Annotated in this window: 25 protein-coding genes; 18 read left to right on the top strand and 7 right to left on the bottom strand. The window is 67.7% G+C overall.

Going from position 1 to position 22,086, the window contains the following annotated elements; translation table 11 throughout:
- Together pdxA and rsmA are read left to right on the top strand one after the other, a co-directional pair.
- Complete coding sequence (pdxA, locus tag OU682_RS00500) at nucleotides 1-969, top strand: 4-hydroxythreonine-4-phosphate dehydrogenase PdxA (RefSeq protein WP_268940104.1); 969 nt, start codon at nucleotides 1-3, stop codon at nucleotides 967-969.
- Nucleotides 966-1,820: a 16S rRNA (adenine(1518)-N(6)/adenine(1519)-N(6))-dimethyltransferase RsmA gene (gene rsmA, locus OU682_RS00495; protein ID WP_268940103.1), complete on the top strand. Its 855-nt coding sequence runs from the start codon at nucleotides 966-968 to the stop codon at nucleotides 1,818-1,820. Before pdxA ends, rsmA begins: the two co-directional genes overlap by 4 nt.
- 36 nt (nucleotides 1,821-1,856) lie before the next feature.
- On the opposite strand, the gene OU682_RS00490 is transcribed toward rsmA, so the two are convergent.
- A complete protein-coding gene (locus OU682_RS00490; RefSeq protein ID WP_268940102.1) occupies nucleotides 1,857-2,678 on the bottom strand; it encodes a DUF4167 domain-containing protein in 822 nt (273 codons plus the stop codon).
- A 25-nt stretch (nucleotides 2,679-2,703) separates the two neighbouring features.
- Here OU682_RS00490 and OU682_RS00485 point away from each other — a divergent pair, with 25 nt between their 5' ends.
- Entirely contained in the window at nucleotides 2,704-2,901 is a 198-nt protein-coding gene (locus OU682_RS00485) for a hypothetical protein (RefSeq protein ID WP_268940101.1), read from the top strand.
- A gap of 38 nt (nucleotides 2,902-2,939) precedes the next feature.
- Here the strand turns inward: OU682_RS00485 and prmC are convergent, their stop codons facing one another.
- The 3 genes from prmC to speB are packed head-to-tail and all read right to left on the bottom strand — an operon-like array spanning nucleotide 2,940 to nucleotide 5,782.
- Nucleotides 2,940-3,761: a peptide chain release factor N(5)-glutamine methyltransferase gene (gene prmC / locus OU682_RS00480; protein WP_268940100.1), complete on the bottom strand. Its 822-nt coding sequence runs from the start codon at nucleotides 3,759-3,761 to the stop codon at nucleotides 2,940-2,942.
- Nucleotides 3,758-4,810, bottom strand: a complete 1,053-nt coding sequence (prfA, locus tag OU682_RS00475) for a peptide chain release factor 1 (protein ID WP_268940099.1) — start codon at nucleotides 4,808-4,810, stop codon at nucleotides 3,758-3,760. Before prfA ends, prmC begins: the two co-directional genes overlap by 4 nt.
- Nucleotides 4,811-4,819: 9 nt before the next feature.
- Nucleotides 4,820-5,782, bottom strand: coding sequence for an agmatinase (gene speB / locus OU682_RS00470; protein WP_268940098.1), 963 nt, complete (start codon nucleotides 5,780-5,782; stop codon nucleotides 4,820-4,822).
- Between the two features lie 300 nt (nucleotides 5,783-6,082).
- Between speB and rpsF the strand changes: the two genes are divergently transcribed.
- The 6 genes from rpsF (at nucleotide 6,083) to OU682_RS00440 (ending at nucleotide 9,715) form a co-directional block, all read left to right on the top strand.
- A complete protein-coding gene (gene rpsF, locus OU682_RS00465) occupies nucleotides 6,083-6,556 on the top strand; it encodes a 30S ribosomal protein S6 (protein ID WP_268940097.1) in 474 nt (157 codons plus the stop codon).
- A 2-nt stretch (nucleotides 6,557-6,558) separates the two neighbouring features.
- Nucleotides 6,559-6,786, top strand: a complete 228-nt coding sequence (rpsR, locus tag OU682_RS00460) for a 30S ribosomal protein S18 (RefSeq protein WP_103173059.1) — start codon at nucleotides 6,559-6,561, stop codon at nucleotides 6,784-6,786.
- Between the two features lie 12 nt (nucleotides 6,787-6,798).
- Nucleotides 6,799-7,383: a 50S ribosomal protein L9 gene (rplI, locus tag OU682_RS00455; protein WP_268940096.1), complete on the top strand. Its 585-nt coding sequence runs from the start codon at nucleotides 6,799-6,801 to the stop codon at nucleotides 7,381-7,383.
- Between the two features lie 162 nt (nucleotides 7,384-7,545).
- Nucleotides 7,546-8,508, top strand: coding sequence for a betaine--homocysteine S-methyltransferase (bmt, locus tag OU682_RS00450; RefSeq protein ID WP_268940095.1), 963 nt, complete (start codon nucleotides 7,546-7,548; stop codon nucleotides 8,506-8,508).
- Nucleotides 8,509-8,576: 68 nt separating this feature from the next.
- A complete protein-coding gene (locus OU682_RS00445; RefSeq protein ID WP_268940094.1) occupies nucleotides 8,577-9,353 on the top strand; it encodes a YoaK family protein in 777 nt (258 codons plus the stop codon).
- Nucleotides 9,350-9,715, top strand: a complete 366-nt coding sequence (locus OU682_RS00440) for a DUF983 domain-containing protein (RefSeq protein ID WP_268940093.1) — start codon at nucleotides 9,350-9,352, stop codon at nucleotides 9,713-9,715. The genes OU682_RS00445 and OU682_RS00440 overlap by 4 nt, the downstream gene beginning before the upstream one ends.
- Before the next feature lie 10 nt (nucleotides 9,716-9,725).
- Here the strand turns inward: OU682_RS00440 and OU682_RS00435 are convergent, their stop codons facing one another.
- Nucleotides 9,726-10,805, bottom strand: a complete 1,080-nt coding sequence (locus OU682_RS00435) for a PA0069 family radical SAM protein (RefSeq protein ID WP_268940092.1) — start codon at nucleotides 10,803-10,805, stop codon at nucleotides 9,726-9,728.
- 103 nt (nucleotides 10,806-10,908) lie between these two features.
- Between OU682_RS00435 and yghU the strand changes: the two genes are divergently transcribed.
- The gene (yghU, locus tag OU682_RS00430) at nucleotides 10,909-11,775 is read left to right on the top strand and encodes a glutathione-dependent disulfide-bond oxidoreductase (RefSeq protein WP_268940091.1); all 867 of its coding nucleotides are present in this window, start codon (nucleotides 10,909-10,911) and stop codon (nucleotides 11,773-11,775) included.
- Nucleotides 11,776-11,903: 128 nt separating this feature from the next.
- Here the strand turns inward: yghU and ilvC are convergent, their stop codons facing one another.
- The gene (gene ilvC, locus OU682_RS00425) at nucleotides 11,904-12,926 is read right to left on the bottom strand and encodes a ketol-acid reductoisomerase (RefSeq protein ID WP_268940090.1); all 1,023 of its coding nucleotides are present in this window, start codon (nucleotides 12,924-12,926) and stop codon (nucleotides 11,904-11,906) included.
- A 129-nt stretch (nucleotides 12,927-13,055) separates the two neighbouring features.
- On the opposite strand from ilvC, the gene OU682_RS00420 reads away from it, so the two are divergent.
- The 8 genes from OU682_RS00420 (at nucleotide 13,056) to OU682_RS00385 (ending at nucleotide 19,607) form a co-directional block, all read left to right on the top strand.
- Entirely contained in the window at nucleotides 13,056-13,511 is a 456-nt protein-coding gene (locus OU682_RS00420; protein WP_268940089.1) for an Lrp/AsnC family transcriptional regulator, read from the top strand.
- A complete protein-coding gene (locus OU682_RS00415; protein ID WP_268940088.1) occupies nucleotides 13,508-13,969 on the top strand; it encodes an Lrp/AsnC family transcriptional regulator in 462 nt (153 codons plus the stop codon). Before OU682_RS00420 ends, OU682_RS00415 begins: the two co-directional genes overlap by 4 nt.
- A 48-nt stretch (nucleotides 13,970-14,017) precedes the next feature.
- Nucleotides 14,018-15,244 carry a glutathionylspermidine synthase family protein gene (locus tag OU682_RS00410; protein WP_268940087.1) on the top strand — a complete coding sequence of 409 codons (1,227 nt, stop codon included), beginning with the start codon at nucleotides 14,018-14,020 and terminating at the stop codon, nucleotides 15,242-15,244.
- 12 nt (nucleotides 15,245-15,256) lie between these two features.
- Nucleotides 15,257-15,835 (top strand): DUF1190 domain-containing protein, encoded by a 579-nt coding sequence (locus OU682_RS00405; RefSeq protein ID WP_268940086.1) that lies wholly within the window; start codon nucleotides 15,257-15,259, stop codon nucleotides 15,833-15,835.
- 74 nt (nucleotides 15,836-15,909) lie between these two features.
- On the top strand, nucleotides 15,910-16,815 hold the full coding sequence (osmF, locus tag OU682_RS00400) for a glycine betaine ABC transporter substrate-binding protein OsmF (protein ID WP_268940085.1): 906 nt from the start codon (nucleotides 15,910-15,912) through the stop codon (nucleotides 16,813-16,815).
- A gap of 4 nt (nucleotides 16,816-16,819) precedes the next feature.
- The gene (locus OU682_RS00395) at nucleotides 16,820-17,959 is read left to right on the top strand and encodes an ABC transporter permease (RefSeq protein WP_268940084.1); all 1,140 of its coding nucleotides are present in this window, start codon (nucleotides 16,820-16,822) and stop codon (nucleotides 17,957-17,959) included.
- Nucleotides 17,956-18,876 carry an ABC transporter ATP-binding protein gene (locus OU682_RS00390; protein WP_268940083.1) on the top strand — a complete coding sequence of 307 codons (921 nt, stop codon included), beginning with the start codon at nucleotides 17,956-17,958 and terminating at the stop codon, nucleotides 18,874-18,876. Before OU682_RS00395 ends, OU682_RS00390 begins: the two co-directional genes overlap by 4 nt.
- A complete protein-coding gene (locus OU682_RS00385; protein ID WP_268940082.1) occupies nucleotides 18,873-19,607 on the top strand; it encodes an ABC transporter permease in 735 nt (244 codons plus the stop codon). Before OU682_RS00390 ends, OU682_RS00385 begins: the two co-directional genes overlap by 4 nt.
- A gap of 9 nt (nucleotides 19,608-19,616) precedes the next feature.
- On the opposite strand, the gene OU682_RS00380 is transcribed toward OU682_RS00385, so the two are convergent.
- A complete protein-coding gene (locus tag OU682_RS00380; RefSeq protein ID WP_268940081.1) occupies nucleotides 19,617-22,001 on the bottom strand; it encodes a glycogen/starch/alpha-glucan phosphorylase in 2,385 nt (794 codons plus the stop codon).
- Nucleotides 22,002-22,086: the final 85 nt, after the last annotated feature.

Below are 22,086 nucleotides of genomic sequence, written 5' to 3'. Positions count from 1 at the left end.
ATGACCCTGGGCCGCATCATCCTGACCTGCGGGGAACCGGCGGGCGTCGGCCCCGAACTGGCCCCGCAGGCCTTGGCCTCCGGCGTGGATTTCGCCTGGATGGGCGATCCGCGCCACCTGCCTGCGGGAACGGCCTTCATGGAAATCGCAGCGCCCGGCGATACGGTGCCTGCGGGCCACCTGCCCGTGCTGCGCCACGACTTTGCGGCGCCTGCCGTGCCGGGGCGTCCCGACCCCGCCAACGCGGCAGGCGTGATCGAGGTCATCGCCCGCGCGGTCGATCTGGCGATGCGCGGACAGGCCGCCGGCATATGCACGCTGCCGATCAGCAAGCAGGCCCTGAAGGAAGGCGCAGGTTTCGCCTTTCCGGGCCATACCGAATACCTGGCCCATCTGGCGGGCGATGTGCCGGTGGCGATGATGCTGGCTTCCACCACGGTGACGCCTCCCTGCCGCGTGGTGCCCGCGACGATCCACATCCCGCTGGAGGACGTGCCCGCCGCCCTGACCGATCAGGTCCTGGAACAGGCGATCCGCATCACCCATGCCGCGATGATCCGCGATTTCGGCATCCCCGCGCCGCGCCTGGCGGTCGCAGGCCTGAACCCCCATGCGGGCGAAGGCGGCAGCATGGGCCGCCAGGAAACCGACCGCATCGCCCCCTTGCTGGACCGGCTGCGGGCCGAAGGCTTCGACCTGACCGGCCCCCTGCCCGCCGACACGATGTTCCACGCCCCCGCCCGCGCCCGATACGACGCGGCGGTTTGCGCCTATCACGACCAGGCGCTGATCCCGATCAAGACGCTGGATTTCGCGGGCGGCGTGAACGTGACCCTGGGCCTGCCCTTCATCCGCACCTCGCCCGACCACGGCACCGCCTTCGACATCGCGGGCCAGGGGATCGCGGATGCGGCCTCCACCATCGCGGCCCTGCGCATGGCCCGCGACATGGCACGGTCGCGGCCATGAGCACCATCGACAACCTTCCCCCCCTGCGCGAGGTGATCGCCCGCCACGATCTGCGCGCCAAGAAGCAACTGGGCCAGAACTTCCTTCTGGATCTGAACCTGACCGCCAAGATCGCGCGGCAGGCGGGCGACATGAGCCAATGCGACGTGCTGGAAATCGGCCCCGGCCCCGGCGGCCTGACGCGAGGGCTACTGGCCGAGGGAGCGCGGCACGTCCTGGCCATCGAAAAGGACGCCCGCGCGCTGCCCGCGCTGGCCGAAATCGCCGACCGTTATCCGGGCCGCCTGACCGTGATCCACGGCGACGCGCTGGAGATCGACCCGCTGGCGCACCTGACCCCGCCCATCCGCATCGCGGCGAACCTGCCCTATAATGTCGGCACCGAACTCTTGATCCGCTGGCTGACGCCCCCGGACTGGCCGCCTTTCTGGCAGTCGCTGACGCTGATGTTCCAGAAGGAAGTCGCCGAGCGCATCGTTGCCGCGCCCGGCAGCAAGGCCTATGGCCGCCTTGCCCTTCTGGCGCAATGGCGGTCGGATGCGCGGATCGTCATGACCCTGCCGCCCGAGGCTTTCGTGCCCGCGCCCAAGGTCCATTCGGCGGTGGTCCATCTGACGGCGCTGCCCGCGCCCCGCTATCCGGCGGATCCGGCCATCCTGTCGCGGGTCACGGCCGCGGCCTTCAACCAGCGCCGCAAGATGCTGCGGGCATCGCTGCGGGGCCTGCATCCGCAGATCGAGTCGCTGCTGGACCAGGCGCAAATCCCCCCGACCGCCCGGGCCGAGGAGATCGACCTGGAACGGTTCTGCGCCCTGGCCCGCGCGCTGCAGGCCGCAAGGGACGCGCAATGAAAAGGGCCGCTGGCTGATCGCCGCGGCCCCGTTTCCTTATTCCTCGCTGGCGGCAGGCGTTTCCTCGGCCTTTGCCTGATCCTCGGGCGCCTTGCGCCGCCGCGGAGCCCGGGGCGTTGCCGGTTTTTCGGCCCTAGGCGCGCGCGGGGCGCGGCTGCGGGCGGGCTTGGCCCCGGATTCCGGCGTCTCGACCGGACCCGCGGCTTCCTCCTCGGAGGTCGTCACGGCATCCGGCAGGCCCTCGGGCTGCAACTGCAGCTCGGGCTGCGGCGCGGGGGCCGGTTCAGGCTGCCGCGCGGGCCGGTCATCCTCGCGTTGTTCGGCAACGGGTGCGGAACGCGGCTGTTCGCGGCTGCCCTGGTCGCGGGCACCCTGGTCACGTTGCTGGTCACGATTGTCGCGATAGCCGTTGTCGCGCTGACCATTGTCGCGCCCGCCGTTTTCACGACCGCCGTTCTCGCGCGGGCCATTGTCCCGGCGGCTGTCGTCGCGTCCGCCCTGGTCGCGTCCGCCCGCCTCACGATATTGATGGCCGTTATTGCCGTTCGGCTGGCCTTCGCGGCCTTCCTCGCCATCCTGGCGGCTCTGGTGGAACTGCTGGCGCTCGGCCATTTCGCGCTGCGCCTCGCCCAGCATCCGGGTGTAATGCTCGGCATGCTGCAGGAAGGCCTGCTCGGCCACGCGGTCGCCCGACAGCTGCGCGTCGCGGGCCAGCGTCAGGTATTTGTCGATGATCTGCTGGGGCGTTCCGCGCACCTTGCCCTCGGGGCCCGAGCTGTCGAAAACGCGGTTGACGATATTGCCAAGCGTACGCTGGCGGTTCGACTTGTTGCGCGAGCGGGATTTCGATGATCTCATCAGTCTGTCTGTATATGGTTCCAGTGTGATCTGGGTTTCCAGGGATCTGGACGGCTTCGCGGGCGGCAGCGGCGGCGCGGGACGCGCTTCGCCGTTCAACCCGCGCCTGTGCCCGAACGAACGCATCCACGTTCCCCAGGAAACCGGCTTTTCCAGGCTGACCCGTGCGCGGGCATCGCTGCCCCCTGCACAAGGGCGACTAATCACGCCAAAGGCAGGCTGACAAGCGAAATCGTGTGGCAGCCCTGCAATTCCCGGCTTTCAGGCCGGAAACCGCGCCAGGACGACACGATCGCGCCCGTCCAGGTCGGAAATCACCCTTGTTTCCGCTCCGGCACCTGCAAAGAGGATCGACACCGCCGACCCTTGGGCCGGACCGATTTCGACCAGCACATGCCCGCCGGGATTCAGGTGATCCCGCGCCCCTGCCGCGATGGCGTGATAGGCGCTCAGTCCGTCCGCACCGTCGGTCAGGGCTCCATGCGGTTCCCATTCCCGGACATCGGGGGCGAGTTCCGCCATTTCCGAAAGCGCGATATAAGGCGGGTTCGAGACGATCAGGTCGAAGCGGCCTGTCACCCCCTCATACCAGTCGGCCAGGACAAAACCCGCCGTCACACCGATGATCTGGGCATTGTCCCGCGCCACGTCAAGGGCCGCGCCCGAGATGTCGGTGCCCAGTCCCACGGCCCCCCGGCGCGCCGCCAGAAGCGAGATCAGGATCGCCCCCGTCCCCGTCCCCATGTCCAGCACGCTGTTCCAGGGCAGATCCAGCGCCGCCTGGACCAGGACCTCGGTTTCAGGGCGCGGGTCCAGCGTGTCGCGCGTCACGCGGAACCGATGCGCGTAGAAGTCGCGGAAGCCCACGATCTGGGCTACCGGCTGGCGTGCGGCGCGGGCGGCAAGGCCCTGGTCCAGCCCGGCCAGTTCTTCCGCCGTCAAGGCGCGATCCAGAAGCCGCAGCCGCCCGGGCTCGACCACCAGGACGGCGGCCAGGATCCGGTCGGCGTCGCGCGCCGCGCCCTCGATGCCGGCAGCCGCCAGGCGCCGGGCGGCACCGGCGCGTGCCTCGGGAAGCTTCATGCTTCGGCAGCCAAACGCGCGGCCTGGTCATGGGCGGTCAGCGCGTCGATGATCTCCCCCAGGTCGCCCGCCATGATCCGCTCCAGCGCGTAAAGCGTCAGGTTGATGCGGTGATCGGTCATCCGCCCTTGCGGAAAGTTGTAGGTGCGGATCCGTTCGCTGCGGTCGCCGGACCCGACCTGGGACTTGCGGTCGGCCGCCCGTTCCGCATCGGCGCGGCTGCGTTCCATGTCGTAAAGCCGCGCGCGCAGCACGGCCATGGCATTGGCGCGGTTCTGGTGCTGGGACTTTTCGCTGCTGGTGACGACGATCCCGGTCGGCAGGTGGGTGATGCGCACGGCCGAGTCGGTCGTGTTCACATGCTGCCCGCCCGCGCCGCTGGCGCGCATGGTGTCGATGCGGATGTCGTTGGCGGGGATGTCGATATCGACCTCCTCGGCCTCGGGCAGCACGGCCACGGTCGCGGCGCTGGTATGGATGCGCCCGCCCGATTCGGTCTCGGGCACACGCTGGACGCGATGAACGCCGGATTCGTATTTCAGCCGGGCAAAGACGCCCTCGCCCTCGACCCGCGCCACGGCTTCCTTGACGCCGCCCAGTTCGGTTTCGGTCAGGTCCAGCATCTGGAAGGACCAGCCCTGCTGTTCGGCATGGCGGCGATACATCGACAGCAGGTCGCCCGCGAACAGCGCGGCCTCGTCCCCGCCCGTGCCGGGGCGGATCTCGATGATGGCCGGGCGCGCGTCCGCCGCGTCCCTGGGCAGCAGGGCAATGCGCAGCGCCTGTTCCAGCGTGGGCATCTCCTCGCGCAGCCGGGCCGCCTCGTCCTCGGCCAGTTCGCGCATCTCGGGATCGGCCAGCATGGCCTCGGCCTCGGCCAGGCCGTCGCGGGCCGCGCGCCAGCGGGCGATCTGGTCCACCACGGGCTTCAGCTCGGCATATTCGCGGCTGATGCGGGCGATCTGATCAGGGGCCGCGCCGGCATTCAGCTGCGCTTCGAGAAACTCGAACCGCTGGACGATCTGGGACAGGCGATCTTCGGGCAACATGGCGGGGGATTACCCGCGCCGCGTCCAGCCGTAAAGCGCGATCAGTTCGGTCGCCACATGCGCTCCCGCGATGGCCGTGGCCCCGGTCGTGTCATAGGGGGGCGAGACCTCGACCACGTCGCCGCCGATCAGGTCCACCCCCGCCAGCCCGCGCAGCAGCGCCGCCGCCTGCCAGCTTGCAAGCCCGCCCCAGACCGGCGTGCCGGTTCCAGGCGCGAAGGCCGGGTCCAGCGCGTCGATGTCGAAGGTGATATAGACCGGGCGGTCCCCGATCACCTGCCGGATCCGGGCCAGCGTGGCATCCACCCCGTCGCGATGCACGCCCGCCGCGTCCAGGATGGTCACGCCCAGCGTGTCAGGGTTCTCGGTGCGGATGCCTACGCTGACGCTGGCCTGCGCGTCCACCGCGCCCTCGCGGATCGCCTTGTAGAGAAACGTCCCGTGGTCGATCCGGCCGGGATCGTCGTCCACCCAGGTATCGGAATGGGCATCGAACTGGATCAGCGCCACGGGGCCGCGCCGGGCCGCCACCGCGCGCAGGATCGGCAGGGTGATGGAATGGTCGCCCCCCAGCGTCACCGGGGCCGCGCCCGCGTCCAAGATGGCGCCGACATGCGCCTCGATCCGCGCCGGCACCTCGCGGGTGTTGGCGTAGTCGAAGGCCATGTCGCCGTAGTCGATCACCGTCAGGGCCGACAGCGGATCATAGCCCCAGCCATAGGGCGGGTCATAGGGCTGCAAGGTCGAGGCCTCGCGGATGGCGCGCGGGCCGAAGCGGGTGCCGGGGCGGTGCGTCACGGCCTGGTCGAAGGGGATGCCGGTCACCGCCACGTCCACGCCCGCCAGATCCTTGGCATAGCGCCGCCTCAGGAAGCTGGTGGCGCCGCCAAAGGCGTTCTCGAAGGACAACCCGCGCGGGTCCCTTCGCGTAAAGGCCTGATCCACCTGGTTCTTCGCATCTTCCAGCGCCATCGCCGTTCCCCGCCATTGCCTGCCGCCATGGTGGCGCGGCGGGACGCAAGCCGCAAGCGCCCCCGCCTGATCTGCATCAGGGGGCGCCGCCCCCATCGGCCAGACCTCGTCCGAGACATCGGGATTGCTCTGGCAGGCTCCTCAAGGCGTGCCGGCGCCCGAATCACCTTGCATCCGCAGCATTCGCCGCTATAAGGCCGCATCCTTCTGCCGAGATCTTGCAACCGGCGCAGCCTCTCGTGACGGGTGCGGAAGGGTTGGCCCGTCGATGAAATGCGCCTGATAACCGAAAGGGATGCCATGCCTCTGTACGAGCATGTGCTGATCGCCCGCCAGGACCTGTCGAACACGCAGGCCGAAGGGCTGATCGAACATTTCTCGACCGTGCTGGCCGACAACGGCGGCCGCGTGATCGAAAACGAATACTGGGGTGTCCGCACCCTGGCCTACAAGATCAACAAGAACCGCAAAGGCCACTATGCCTTCCTGCGTTCGGACGCGCCCTCGGCCGCCGTGCAGGAGATGGAGCGCCTGGCCCGCCTGCATGACGACGTGATGCGCGTCATGACCGTGCGCGTGGACCAGCACGAGGAAGGCCCCTCGGTCCAGATGCAGAAGCGCGAAGAGCGCGGCGAGCGTGGTGACCGCGGCGACCGTGGCGACCGCCCGCGTGGCGACCGTGGCGACCGTGACCGTGGCGACCGTGACCGTGGCGACCGCGGCGATCGTGGTGGTGACCGCGGCGAGCGCCGCGAGCGGACTGAAAGGATCTGATCATGGCCAACAAACCGTTCTTCCGCCGCCGCAAGGTTTGCCCCTTCTCGGGCGAGAATGCCCCGGCGATCGACTACAAGGACACGCGCCTGCTGCAGCGTTACATTTCCGAACGCGGCAAGATCGTGCCCTCGCGCATCACCGCCGTCTCGGCCAAGAAGCAGCGTGAGCTGGCCCGTGCCATCAAGCGCGCCCGCTTCCTGGCCCTGCTGCCCTATGTCGTGAAGTAAGGAAACGGGGACATGCAAGTCATCCTGCTGGAACGCGTGGCCAAGCTTGGCCAGATGGGCGAAGTCGTCCGCGTCAAAGAAGGCTACGCCCGCAACTTCCTGCTGCCGCAAGGCAAGGCGCTGCGCGCATCCGAAGCCAACATCAAGTCCTTCGAGAACCGCAAGGTTCAACTGGAAGCGCAGAACGCCGAATCCAAGGCCGAAGCGCAGAAGATCGCCGACAAGCTGGACGGCCAGACCTTTGTGGTCATCCGTTCCGCGTCCGACGCCGGCGCGCTTTATGGTTCCGTGACCACCCGCGACGCGTCCGATGCCGCGACCGAGGCGGGCTTCACGCTCGACCGCAAGCAGGTCGTGCTGAACCAGCCGATCAAGGAACTGGGCCTGCACGAGGTCAGCGTCGTGCTGCACCCCGAGGTCGAGGCGACCATCGTGCTGAACGTCGCCCGTTCGGCCGAGGAAGCCGAGCTGCAGGCGCAGGGCAAGTCGATCCAGGACCTGGCCGCCGAGGCCGATGCCGCTGCCGAATTCGAGATCGCCGAACTGTTCGACGACATCGGCGGCGCCTCGAACGACGAAGACGGCGACCGCGGCTGAGCCGGCCCGCGCACGCAAATATCAGGACCGCGGCGGGAAACCGCTGCGGTCCTTTTTTCGTTCCGGTGCAAATTGTTTCCCATCGGAACCAGACGTATCATGGACTTGATGATTGGTAGCCGTCCCTGGACGGAGCTTTCCCATTTCACCCGGGGTTATCAGATGCCGGACCCGTTGAGCCAGCTTCTTGCCAGCCGCGCATGGCTGATGGCTGACGGAGCGACCGGGACCAACCTGTTCAACATGGGCCTGCCGTCGAATGTCGCGCCCGAATTGTGGAATGCCGACCAGCCCGATAAGGTGCGCAGCCTGTACCGGGATTCGGTGGCAGGCGGGGCCGACCTGTTCCTGACCAACACCTTTGGCGGCAATGCCAGCCGCCTGAAGCTGCAGGGCGCGGCGCATCGCGTGCGCGAACTGAACCTGGCGGGCGCCGCCATGGCGCGCGACATCGCCGACGCTTCCGGGCGCAAGGTGATCGTGGCGGGCAACATCGGCCCGACTGGGGAAATCATGGCCCCCATCGGCAGCCTGTCCCACGCCCGCGCGGTCGAGATGTTCCACGAACAGGCCGAGGCGCTGAAGGAAGGTGGGGCCGATGTGCTCTGGGTCGAGACCATCAGCTCGGCCGAGGAATTCCGCGCCGCCGCCGAGGCCGCGCATCTGGCCGACATGCCCTGGTGCGGGATGATGAGCTTCGACACCGCGGGCCGCACCATCATGGGCGTGACCTCGGCCCAGCTCTCGGCGCTGGTGGAACGCCTGCCGAACCCGCCCCTGGCCTATGGGGCGAATTGCGGCGTGGGGGCGGCGGACCTTCTGCGCACGGTGCGCGACTTCGTCGCCTCGGGCAACGAACGGCCGATCATCGCCAAGGGCAACGCCGGGATCCCGCACCTCGAGGACGGGCACCTGCATTACGACGGCACGCCCGCCATCATGGCCGATTACGCCTGCCTGGCGCGCGACCTGGGGGTGCGGATCATCGGCGGCTGCTGCGGGACCACGCCCGCCCATCTGCGCGCCATGCGCGAGGCGCTGGAAACGCGTCCCGCAGGCCCGCGTCCCTCGCTGGAGGAAATCGCGGCGCGCCTTGGCGGGTTCAGCTCGGTCGGGGGTTACTAGAACTTCGGTCCTGGGCTGACAGTCAGCGGCCCGCGCGCTAGACCATGGGCATGACACGACGACATCGCATGACCCGTCCCTTCGTGGCAGCCAGGGTTCTCGTCAGCCACCGCCGTTCGCAGGCCAGCGATTTCATCCTGGCGCTGTTTCTGGCGGGGATCGCGGGGGCCTCGAACGCGGGCGGGTTCTTCGCGCTTGGGCAATACACATCCCACATGACCGGCTATCTGTCGCAGGTCGCCGACAGCCTGGTGGCGGGCAACCTGCTGATCATCGCGTCCGCGCTGCTGGCGATTGCTGCCTTCACCACGGGCGCGGCGTTCAGCACCTTTCTGGTCAACTGGGCACGGCAGCGGATGGGGCGGCGGCAATTCGCATTGCCTTTGGCGGTGCAGGGCGCCTGCCTTGGCTGCTTTGCCTTCGGCGGCATCTTCACCGCCCCGTCGGGTCGGTTGTTCGCCTTGGCCTGCCTGTGCTTCATCATGGGGATGCAGAACGCCACGATTACCAAGATTTCGGGTGCACGGATCAGGACCACGCATGCCACCGGCATGATCACCGATATCGGCATAGAATGCGGCCGTGCGCTCTATCGCCTGTTCCAGCCGCATAGCGCGGTGCGGGCGGATAGGGCGAAACTGCGCATCCTTCTGTCCCTGGTGGGAACCTATGTGCTGGGCGGCATCGTTGGTGCCTTGGGCTATGCGGTAGCGGGGTTCTATTTCTCGTTGCCGCTGGCGGCATTGCTGCTGGCTCTGGCGATGCCCGCCTTTGCCTCGCCACCCCGGCGGCGCCGGCACGGCGTCCACCGACCAGGAATCCAACCGCAAAGGCCAGGACCATGACCGAGCAACGCGACAGCAGGACGGCCATCGGCCGCGGCCTGATGAACAAGTGTCCGAACTGCGGCAAGGGAAAGCTGCTGCGCGGATATCTGGGCGTCCCGGTCGAATGCGAGGTCTGCCACGCGCCCCTGGGCCGCTATCCGGCGGCCGATGGCCCGGCCTTCTTCACCATGACGATCATGCTGCTTCTGCTGATCCCGCTGCTGGGCTTTACCTGGGTGCTGTTCCGCCCTTCGCCGATGATGCTGCTGGTGATCACCGGGCTGGTGACGACGATCGTGACGCTGATCCTGCTGCGCTTCGTCAAGGGCGCGTTCATCGGCTATCTTTGGGCCAAGAACGAACAGGACCGCGGCGCCTGAGGGCCGAAGCCTAGAACAGCGACAACTGTTCGCCCGCCTTGGGCGGCGCGCCGAAGCAGCTGCAATCCAGTGGCGCCGCATCCTTGTGATAGCCAAGCCGCCTGCGCGCCAGGCGAAAGCGTTGCAGCGCCAGATCGGCCTCGATCCCCTGTCCGCGAAAACGGTGGCCAAAGCGCGGATCGTTGTCCTTGCCGCCCCGCATGGCCTGGACCCGGTTCATGATGTGCGCGGCCATGCCGGGGCGGTGGCGGTCCAGCCAGTCCCGAAACAGCGGCGCGACCTCCAACGGCAGGCGCAGGGGGATCATGCTGGCGGTGGTCGCGCCTGCCTCGCGCGCGGCGGACAGGATCGCCTCGATCTCGGGCTCGGTCAGGACGGGAATCACGGGGGCGACCATGACCCGCACGGGGACGCCCGCGGCCGCCAGGTCGCGGATCATCCGCAGGCGCGTCGCGGGCGCGGGCGCGCGGGGCTCCATCGCGCGGGCAAGGCCCGGGTCCAGCGTGGTGATGCTGATGCCGACCGCCGCCATGTCCTTGGCGGCCAGTTCCGCCCACAGGGCGATGTCGCGCAGCACGGTCTGGCCCCGCGTGACCAGCGTCACCGGATGGTTCCAGTCCGACAGCACCCGCAGGATCCCCGGCATGATCGCCAGCTTCGATTCGACCGGCTGATAGGGATCGGTGTTCGTGCCCAAGGCGATCGGCGCGGGGCGATAGGACGGCCGCGCCAGTTCGCGCGCCAGCAGGTCGGCCGCGTCCGGCTTGGCGGTGATCTTCGTCTCGAAATCCAGGCCCGGCGACAGGCCCAGCCAGGCGTGGGTCGGGCGGGCATAGCAATAGATGCAGCCATGCTCGCACCCGCGATACGGGTTGATCGAGCGGTCGAAGGAAATGTCGGGCGAGCTGTTGCGCGTGATGATGCTGCGCGGTCGTTCCGTCACGACCTCGGTTCGCAGCAGGCTGCCCTCCTCGGGGATGTCCCAGCCGTCGGATTCGCGGCTCCTTCGATGCGCTTCGAACCGCCCTTCGGGACGGCTGGCGGTGCCTCGGGCCTTCAGGCGCTCGTCGGGGTTGCGGGGCGGCAGCATGTTGTCATGTTAGAACAAGTCGCGAACATATGCCAATGTTTTGCCGGTTGATGTTCCCGCCGCCTGCCCGCATCCTGCCACCGACCCAGCTTCAGGAGGCGTCATGGCCGACGACTACATCCCACCCAAGGTCTGGACCCAGAAGGCTGCCAATGGCGGCCAATTCGCCAGCATCAACCGCCCCGTGGCCGGCCCGACCCACGACAAGGAGCTGCCGGTGGGCCAGCACCCCCTGCAGCTTTATTCGCTGGCCACGCCCAACGGGCAGAAGGTCACCATCATGCTGGAGGAGTTGCTGGAAGCGGGCCTTGACGCCGAATACGACGCCTGGCTGATCCGCATCAACGAAGGCCAACAGTTCGGCAGCGGCTTCGTGGCGGTCAATCCGAATTCCAAGATCCCGGCGCTGGTGGACCATTCGGTGACGCCGCCGCGGCGGGTCTTTGAATCGGGATCCATCCTGGTCTATCTGGCCGAGAAGTTCAGGGCCTTCCTGCCCGCCGATCCCGCGGCACGGACCGAGGCGATGAACTGGCTGTTCTGGCAGATGGGCTCGGCCCCCTTCCTGGGCGGCGGCTTCGGGCATTTCTACGCCTATGCGCCCCTGAAGATCGAATATGCCATCGACCGCTACACGATGGAGGCCAAGCGTCAGCTGGACGTGCTGAACCGCCACCTGGCCGACAGCCGCTTCATGGCGGGCGAGGAATACTCCATCGCCGACATGGCGATCTGGCCCTGGTACGGGCAGGTCGTGGCAGGAAAGCTTTATGGCGACGCGGCGACCTTCCTGGATGCGGGCATCTATGCCAATGTCCGCCGCTGGCATGACGAGATCGCGGCCCGTCCCGCCGTGCAGCGCGGGATCATGGTCAACAAGACCTCGGGCGAGCCGTCGGAACAGTTGTGGGAACGCCACGACGCGTCCGACTTCCAGACGCGGACGCAGGACAAGATCGGAACGGAATGAAAAAAGGGGGCGTTGCCCCCCTCCTTCGGACTCCCCCATGATATTTCCGGTCCGCCGCAGGCCTGCCTTGGACAACAAGTATCCTCGGGGGTCCGGGGGTGGAAAACCCCCGGCCTTCGTCCAACGGATCAGTTCCGCGCGCGGTCGACCATCTTGCCCTTGGAAATCCAGGGCATCATCTCGCGCAGCTTGGCGCCGACCTGTTCGATCTGGTGTTCGTCGTTGGCGCGGCGCGATGCCTTCAGTGTCGGCTGGCCAACGGCGTTCTCCAGCATGAAGTCGCGCACGAACTTGCCGCGCTGGATGTCCTCCAGCACCGCCTTCATGCGGGCCTTGGTTTCCTCGTAGGGCAGGATGCGCGGGCCAGTGACATACTGGCCGTATTCCGCCGTGTTCGAGATCGAATAATCCATGTTGGCGATGCCGCCTTCATAGATCAGGTCCACGATCAGCTTCACCTCGTGCAGGCATTCGAAATAGGCCATCTCGGGGGCATAGCCCGCCTCGACCAGGGTTTCGAAGCCGCAGCGGATCAGCTCGACCAGGCCGCCGCACAGGACCGCCTGCTCGCCGAACAGGTCGGTTTCGCATTCCTCGCGGAAGTTGGTCTCGATGACGCCCGAACGGCCGCCGCCGATGGCCGAGCAATAGGACAGCCCGATTTCCAGCGCCTTGCCGGTGGCGTCCTGATGCACGGCGACCAGGCAGGGCACGCCGCCGCCCTTGACGTATTCGCCGCGAACCGTGTGGCCCGGACCCTTTGGCGCCATCATGATGACATCGACGCCCGGCTTCGGCTCGATCAGGCCGAAATGCACGTTCAGGCCATGGGCGAAGGCGATCGCCGCGCCTTCGCGCAGGTTGTCGTGGACATATTTCCTGTAGGTCTCGGCCTGCAGTTCGTCCGGCATGGTGAACATGATCAGGTCGGCCCAGGCGGCGGCCTCGGCGATGCCCATGACCTTCAGCCCCTCGCTCTCGGCCTTTTTGGCCGAGGGAGAACCCTCGCGCAGCGCGACCACAAGGTTCTTGGCGCCCGAATCGCGCAGGTTCAGCGCATGGGCATGACCCTGGCTGCCATAGCCCAGGATCGCGACCTTCTTGTCCTTGATCAGGTTCACGTCGCAGTCGCGGTCATAGTAAACGCGCATTTCAAAGTCCTCTCATTCAGTTGGATATCTTCTACGGGATGACAAGCGATGATGTCCGCGTGCCTGACGCGATATTCAGGCCACTTTCCGAAAAGTTCATGCCGTGTTAGGGCTATTTTTATGAATTTCATGCCCGACAGCATTGATCGCCGCATCCTGCGCCAGCTTCTGGCCGAGCCCGAGGCATCGAATGCCGCCTTGGCCGACCGCGCCGGCGTCACGCCCGCCGCCTTGTGGCGGCGGCTGGAGCGGATGCGAGAAGCAGGCGTCCTGAAGGGGGTGCAGGCGCGCATCGACTGGCGCGCGATGGGCTGGGCGGTCGAGGTCAGCCTGCGCTTCACCCTGGACAAGACGAACCCGCGCGCCTTCGACGAATTCCTGGCAGCCCTCCGCCAGGTGCCCGAGGTCATCGAGATACAGTCCTTTCTTGGCAGCGTGGACTGGCGCGCCTCTGTCATCGCGCGCGACATGGCGCATTGGCAGCAGGTTTATCGCGACCGCATCCTGACCCTGCCCCATATCTCGGAACTGGATGCGCTGATGCTGGTCGCCACCATCAAGGACAGCGGGGAACTGGCGCTGTGACCGATGTGGACGCGACCGACCTGGCGATCCTGCGGGTGCTGGCGGCCGATGGCACGCGCAGCGCCGCCGATGTGGGGCGTGCCGTGGGGATCGGCCAGCCCGCCGCCTGGCGGCGCATCAAGCGACTGACCGACGAGGGCGTGATCGCCGGGCGGCGGGTGGTGCTGGACCAGGCCGCGCTTGGCTTTGGGGTCACGGTCTTCCTGGGCATCAAGCTGGCCGCCAAGGGCCGCACCGGGCTAGAGGATTTCGAGCGCGCCGTGACCGCCATCCCCGAGGTTCAACTGGTCCAGCACGTTCTGGGTCAGTTCGATTATCGCCTGCGCATCACCGCGCGCGACATCAGCGATTTCGAACGCATCCTGCGCCGCCGCATCATGACCCTGCCCGGCGTGGGCCAGGTGGAGGCCAACGTGATGCTGTCCGAGGAACGCAGGCCGGGACCCCTTGGCTGCTGAGATGCGTTTCGTCTGGCCCCGCCCCTTGTCCCGCGCTACAGATCCGCCATGCAAAAGATCACGCTTCCCGAACGGCCCAACTGGCGCGACACCGCGAAAGAGGTGGGCTTCACCTTCGCCGACATGCATGGCGAGCCCTATTGGGACGAAAGCTCGGCCTATCTGTTCACCCTGCGCCAGGTCGAGGACGATATCGAGGAGCCCGCGACCGACCTGCACGCCATGTGCCGCGACGCCGTGGCCGAGATCGTCACAAGCGAACAGATGATGGACCGGCTGGGCATCCCGCCCCAGCACCGGGACTTGGTCGCAGACAGCTGGCGCCGCAACGAGCCCGAGATCTATGGCCGGCTGGACCTGGCCTATGACGGCAAGGGTCCGGCGAAACTGCTGGAATATAACGCCGACACGCCGACCTCGCTTTACGAAAGCGCGTCCTTCCAGTGGCAGTGGTTGGAAGACCAGCTTGCGGCGGGCGTGCTGCCGCGCGGCGCGGACCAGTTCAACGGCATCCACGAGGCGCTTGTCGAACGCTTCCGTGCGTTGTTTCCCAAGAACACCGACATCCACTTCACCGCGATGGCGAACAACCCCGAGGATTACGCCACGGTCGAGGCGATGGCCTGGGCCGCGCGCGAGGCCGGCATGGGGGCGCATTACAGCGACCTCGACAAGCTGGGCGTGACCAAGCAGGGCCAGTTCGTCGATGCCGAGGACCGGGTGATCGGCACGCTGTTCAAGCTGTACCCTTGGGAAGACCTGCTGCGCGACGATTACGCGCGCCACATCAAGGCATCGGGCTGCCTGTTCCTGGAACCGGCCTGGAAGGCGCTTGTGTCGAACAAGGGTATCCTGCCGGTGCTGTGGCAGATGTTCGAAGGTCATCCGAACCTGCTGCCCGCCTTCTTCGCCGACGACGTGGCCGACGCGCTGGTGGCGGGGGGGCGTCCGGTGCCCGCCGCGGCCGCGGCCTTCGACAAGGTGGCCGACCAGTTCAAGCGCGGCCATGTGGTGAAGCCGATCTTTTCGCGCGAAGGCGCGGGCGTCAGCATCGTCGAGGCTGGCGATGTGACCGAGGCCTCCCCAAATACCGATTACGACCAGCATCCGCGCATCGTCCAGGCCTATGCGCCCTTGCCCGATTTCGACGGTTTCCGGCCGATCGTCGGCGCTTGGATCGTGGGCGACCGCTGCGTGGGGATGGGCCTGCGAGAGGACCGGGCGCGCATCACGCAGGATCTGTCGCGCTTCAAGCCGCATTTCATTGCGGACTAAAGGGGGAAAGACATGAGGAAACGCTCCAGGACCGTGGCCCTGACCATTCTGGGCGCAGCCAGCTTCGCCATCGCCGGCTGCCGCGAGGAACAGGTCGACGCGCAGGCCTTTCCCGACCTGAACGCCTGCCTTGCCGCCGCCGACCAGGGAGGGCTGTTCACCCCCGACGAGTGCCGCCAGTCCTTCGCCGAGGCCGAGCAGCTGCACGTCGAATCCGCGCCCCGCTATGACAGCCTGCAGGTCTGCGAGGAACAGCACGGCGTCGGCAATTGCGGGTCCGAGGACCAGCAGGTCTCGAACGGCGGGTCGGGCAGCATCTTCATGCCGCTGCTGGCGGGCTATCTGATCGGCTCCATGCTGGGGGGCGGCGGATTGTCGCGGTCCCAGCCGATGTATCGCACGCCCCAGGGCGGCTACACGAATGCCGCGCGGACCAGCACGTTTTCCAGCAATACCGGGCGCGCGGCGCTGAACAGCAGCCAGTTCGCCCGGCCTGCCGCCACGGCCGGACAGCCGCCGATGTCGCGGGCCACGGCCGCCTCGCGCGGGGGGTTCGGCTCGTCCGCTGGCAGCCGCAGCTTTGGCGGTTGACCCGTTGAATTTTTTAGGGGAACCCTGATTGGGCCGGGGCGTCTTGCCCATGTCCCCTTGTCAGGAGTTTCGCCATGACCCGTCTTGCCCCGCTTGCCGTCACCTTGCTGATGGCGGCAACGCCCCTTGCCGCGCAGGATATCGTCGTCTCCTCCAAGATCGACACCGAGGGGGGGCTTCTGGGCAACATGATCCTGCTGGCGCTGAAGGATGCCGGGCTGCCGGTGCAGGACCGCCTGCAGCTGGGCGGCACGCCGATCATGCGCGACGCCATCGTGGCGGGGCAGATCGACATCTATCCGGAATACACCGCCAACGGCGCCTTCTTCTTCAACGAGGCCGACAGCGCGGTCTGGAAGGACGCCGCCAAGGGCTATGCCCGCGTGGCGGAGCTGGACAAGCAGCAGAACGACATCGTCTGGCTGACGCCGTCCCCCGCCAACAACACCTGGGCCATTGCCCTGCGGCAGGAGGTGGCCGAGGAGAACGGCCTGACCACCATGACCCAGATGGGCCAGTGGATCGCGGGCGGCGGGCAGGTGAAGCTGGCGGCGTCCAGCGAATTCGTGACCTCGCCCGCCGCCCTGCCCGCCTTCCAGGAAACCTATGGCTTCATCTTGAAGCCCGACCAGCTTGTGCAGCTTGCGGGCGGCGACACGGCCGCCACCATCGCGGCGGCGGCGCAGCAGACCTCGGGCGTGAACGCGGCCATGGTCTATGGCACCGACGGCGCGATCGCCGAGGCCGGGCTGTTGGTGATGGAGGACGACAAGGCCGTCCAGCCCGTTTATCAGCCCGCGCCCATCGTCCGGGCAAAGGTGCTGGAGGCCCATCCCCGGATCGCCGAGGTGCTGGAGCCGATCTTCACCTCGCTGACGCTGCAAACGCTGCAGACGCTGAACGGCCGCATCCAGGTGGGCGGCGAACCCTCCGCCGCCGTGGCCGAGGACTATCTGAAACAGGCTGGTTTCCTGGACTGATCCGGTGGCGCGGGTCCAGCCGCCTGCCGTTCTGTTCGCCCTGATCGGGCTGGCCGGGCTGGCGCTGCCGCTGGTCCAGTTCAAGCCGAACCGCATCGTCCCGGGCGAGGGCCTGGGCCTTGCAGCCTTGCCCGGTGGCCTTGCGGCGATGCTTGCCCTGGGCGCCGTCCTGGCCGCCGCCTGCTGGTCCGGCTGGCCGGCCGTCCTGCGGCTGGCCGCGGCGATGGTTGCGCTGATCGCGGTCACGCTGTCGCTGGGCGCGGTGGCGGCGCATCTTGTGCCGCCGGGGAATATGCTGGCGCGGGTCGCGCCCGCCTCGGGCTTCTGGCTGCTGCTTCTGGCCTTCGGGTTGATGCTGGCCGATGCCGTGAACCGACTGCGTCCCTCTCTGGCCGTGCGCTGGCTGATGCTGGGGGGCGCGGTGGCGCTGGCGGGAACGATCCTCGGCTCGGGCGCCCTGGACGGCGTGTCGGTCATGCGCGAATACGCCACCCGGCGCGAGCTGTTCGGGCGCGAGGCGCAGGCCCATCTGGCGCTGGCCTTCGGTTCGCTGGGCGCGGCGCTGCTGGTGGGCATCCCCGCCGGCATCGCCATCTTCCAGTCGCCGCGCCTGCGCGGGCCGGTGCTGGGCGTTCTGAACATCCTGCAGACCATCCCCTCGCTGGCGCTGTTCGGCATCATGATCCCGATCTTCGGCTGGGTCGCCGCAACGGTGCCGGGTGCGGCGCGGGCCGGCGTTTCGGGCATCGGCGTCTTTCCGGCGCTTGTGGCGCTGTTTCTCTATTCCCTGCTGCCGGTCGTGTCGAACACGCTGGCCGGGCTGTCGGGCGTTCCCGCCGCCACGCGCGATGCCGCCTTGGGCCTTGGCATGACCCGCGCGCAGCTAATGGCCGGGGTGCTGATGCCGCTGGCGCTGCCGGTGCTGCTGGCGGCGGTCAGGATCGTGCTGGTCCAGAACATCGGCCTTGCGGTCATCGCAGGCCTGATCGGCGGCGGCGGCTTCGGCACCTTCGTCTTCCAGGGGCTGAACCAGACGGCGATGGATCTGGTGCTGCTGGGCGCGCTGCCCACCATCGCGATGGCCCTGGTGGCGGGGATCGCGCTGGACCTGCTGGTCCAGTCCGCCCGGAGGGACACGGCATGATCGAGATCCAGAACCTGACCCGCCTTTACGGCGACCTGCGCGTGGTGGACGATGTCAGCCTGACGGTGGCCAGGGGCCAGGTGATGGTGCTGGTCGGCACCTCGGGGTCTGGCAAGACCACGCTTCTGCGGATGATCAACCGCCTGGTGGAACCGTCGTCCGGCCGCGTCCTGATCGAGGGCGTGGACACCGCCACCCTGCCCCCGCATCTGCTGCGCCGCCGGATCGGCTATGCCATCCAGGGCCACGGGCTGTTCCCGCATCGCACGGTCGCGCAGAACATCGCCACCGTGCCGCGCTTGCTGGGCTGGCCGCGTGCGCAGATCGCCGCGCGCGTCGATGAATTGCTGGACCTGTTCCAGATGGACCCGGCGACCTTCCGGGACCGGATGCCGCACAAGCTGTCGGGGGGCCAGGCGCAGCGCGTGGGCGTCGCGCGCGCCTTGGCTGCCAAGCCCGACCTGCTGCTGATGGACGAACCCTTCGGCGCGCTGGACCCGCTGATCCGCGCCAAGGCGCAGGCCGACCTGAAGGCCATCCAGCGGCGCCTTGGCACCACGCTGATCCTGGTCACCCATGACATGGCCGAGGCGACGGCCCTGGGCGACCGCATCGCCGTCATGGACAAGGGCCGGCTGCTGCAGGACGATACGCCCGCCCGCATCCTGACCGATCCGGCAACGCCCTTCGTGGGCGAATTGATCGGCACGGCGGACCGGGCGCTGCGGCTCTTGTCGCTGATCCCCGTCGCCGACATCGCCATGCCCGGCGAGGCCGCCGGTCCCGCCATCGCCCCCGGCGCGAGCCTGCGCGACGCCCTGGCCGAATGCCTGTGGAGCGGCCGGGCCGCCCTTCCCGTCGAAGGCGGCGGCGTGGTGACGCTGGACGCCCTGCGCACCCAGGCCCGGCACCCATGACCGGCCGGATCCTGCTGGCGGCGTCGGGGCTGTTCCTGCTGGCCTTCCTGATCTCGCCCGCCAGCTTTGCGCCGCTGTTCCAGCCCTTCACCCGGAACGGCGCGCCGGCGATCTATACGCAGACAAGCCTTCTGTCGCTGACCCTGTCGCATCTGGCCATCGTGGCGGCGGCAGTTGCGGGTTCGACGATCGTCGGGCTGGTCTTGGCGATCCTGGTGACGCGGCGGACGGGACGCGAGTTCCTGCCCCTGGCCCGCACCGTCACCGCCGTCGGCCAGACCCTCCCTCCGGTCGCGGTGCTGGCGCTGGCCGTGCCGGTGATGGGCTTCGGCACCGGTCCGACGCTTGTGGCGCTGTTCCTTTATGGCCTGCTGCCCGTGTTCGAGAACGCCCTGGCCGGTCTGACCGGCCAGCCGCCCGCCGTCACCGAGGCCGCGCGCGGCATGGGCCTGACGCCGGGCCAGCGGCTGCGGCAGATCGACCTTCCCCTGTCCCTGCCCCTTCTGCTGGCGGGGATGCGTCTGACCGCCGTGATCTCGCTTGGCACGGCGACGATCGGATCGACGGTCGCGGCCCGCACCCTGGGCGAGGTGATCATTGCCGGGCTTCTATCCTCGAACACCGCCTTTGTGCTGCAGGGCGCGCTGGTGGTCGGCATCCTGGCCGTGCTGATCCACCACGGCTTCCAGGCATTGGAGACCCGCGCGCGGCAGCGGACAGGCCTGGACTAGGCCGTTCCGTCAGATGGCGACGGGCAGCACATGCCAGATGTCGGTCATGTATCCCCGGATCGTCCGGTCCGAGGAAAAGAAACCCGACCGCGCGATGTTGAGCGCCGCCATCCGGTCCCAGGTCGCGCTGTCGCGATAGGCGGCGTCCACCCTGCGCTGCGTGGCGAAGTAGTCGTCGAAGTCGCTGGCGACCAGAAAGGGATCGTCGTTCCAGGTCCGGTCCAGCAGCGCGTAATAGCTTTCGGCCCGGCCAAAGCGGCCCTCGGCGATCAGGTGCAGCGCGGCCCACAGATCCTCGCTCTTCTCGATGGCGGCGCGGGCATGGCCGGGGGTGGCGGCCTCGGCTGCGGCCTCCTCCGTCGTCAGGCCGAACAGGAAGAAGTTCTCGGGCCCGACCAGGCTGCGGATTTCGACATTGGCCCCGTCAAGCGTGCCGATGGTCAGCGCGCCGTTCATGGTGAATTTCATGTTGCCGGTGCCCGAGGCCTCTTTCCCGGCGGTGCTGATCTGTTCGGACAGGTCCGCGGCGGGTATCAGATCCTCGGCCATCGAGACGTTGTAGTTCGGCGGATAGGCGATCTGGAGGTATTTCGACGTGACCGGATCGTTGTTGATCGTCGCCGCCACGTCGTTGATCAGATGGATCACCGATTTCGCCAGCCAGTATGCCGGCGCCGCCTTGCCGCCGAAGATCTTGACGCGCGGCGTCCAGTCGCCGTTCGGATCGTCATGGATCCGCTTCCACAGGGCGATGGCTTCCAGGATGTTCAGAAGCTGGCGCTTGTATTCGTGGATGCGCTTGACCTGGATGTCAAAGATCGCGTCCGGATCGGCCTTCAGCCCCATGCCCGCCAGAAGGCCGTTCGACAGCCAGACCTTGTTGGCGCGCTTGACCTGGCCAAGCGCCTCGCGGAAGGCCCCGTCCTCGGCATGGGGTTCCAGCAACCGCAGCTGTTCCAGGTCGGTGGTCCAGCCCTCGCCGACGGTGTCGTCCAGAAGCTGCGCGAGACCCGGATTGGACATGCGCAGCCAGCGGCGCGGCGTGACGCCGTTGGTCTGGTTCACGATGCGGTCCGGGTGCAGCTTGTGCAGGTCGGCGAAGACCGTGTCCTTGACCAGTTCGCTGTGCAGCGCCGAGACGCCATTCACCTTGCCCGACATGATGAAGGCCAGTTCCCCCATCCGCACTTGGTCGTTCTGGACGATGCCCACATGCGCGGGACGCCCGGTCGCGGCGCGGTGGTCATCGTCGATCATCTGGATGATCTGCAGGTGACGCGGCAGGACGCCGCCCATCAGCCAGGTGGACCAGCGCTCCAGCGCCTCGGGCATCAGGGTGTGGTTGGTATAGTTCAGCACCCCCCTGGCCAGGTCGCGCGCGACCTCGAAGGACAGCCCGTGATCGTCCATCAGCAGGCGCATCAGTTCCGGCCCGGCGATGGCCGGATGCGTGTCGTTCAGCTGGATCGCCACCTTCTTGGGCAGCAGTTGCAAGTCTCCATGCTCCTGCAGGAAGCGCCGCAGGATGTCCTGCAAGGATGCCGAGGTCAGGAAATATTCCTGCTTCAGGCGCAGTTCCTTGCCCGCGTCGGTCGTATCGTCGGGGTAAAGGACGCGCGACAGGGTCCGCGCCAAGGCTTCGGGTTCCGCCGCCGCCGTGTGGTCGCCCGCATTGAAGCGGGGCAGATCCAGCAGCGTCGTCGGATGCGCGCCCCACAGGCGCAGCGTATTGGCCCAGTTGCCGCCCCAGCCGATCACCGGCGTGTCATAGGCCCGCGCGATCACGCTTTCGCCCGGGCGCCAGATGGCGCGGCCATCCACGGTTTCCACATGGCCCTTGAAGCCGACGGTATAGCTGTAGTCGATCTTCACGAATTCCCAGGGGTGGGGCTGGTTCAGCCAGTCCTCGGGCGTCTCGACCTGCTGGCCGCCCTCGAAGCGCTGGCGGAACAGACCGTGTTCATATCGGATGCCAAAGCCGAAGGCCGGGCATTGCAGGGACGACAGCGATTCCATGAAGCAGGCCGCCAGCCGCCCCAGCCCGCCATTGCCAAGCGCCGCGTCGGGTTCGTTGTCCAGAATCTCCTGCCGGTCGAGGCCCAGCATCCGCAGCGCCTCGTCCATGGGCTTTTCCAGCCGCAGGTTGATGATCGCGTCGTCCAGGATGCGCCCGATCAGGAACTCCATGGACAGATAGTAGACCCGCTTGGCCCCTTGGTCGCGCGCGGCGCGGAAGGCGTTGATCCAGGTCCCGGCCATCAGGTCGCGCACCGTATAGCTGACCGCCATCCGCCAATCGAAGGGCGTGGCGAATTCAGGCCCCCGTCCCTGGCTGTGGGTCAGGTGGTGCAGGATCTGGTCGCGCAGGTGCAGGGCCGAAGGAGGAGTTTTCAAGATCGGGCCTTTCGGGCGGAAAAGAATCACGCGTCTGCCGCTGGCCGCCAGAATATCGCTTGGCGGTTAATTTTTGTTGCCAAGT

This window comes from Paracoccus benzoatiresistens (assembly GCF_026913015.1).
GTDB lineage: Bacteria > Pseudomonadota > Alphaproteobacteria > Rhodobacterales > Rhodobacteraceae > Paracoccus > Paracoccus benzoatiresistens.
This window is presented reverse-complemented; position numbering and strand designations above follow the sequence as displayed.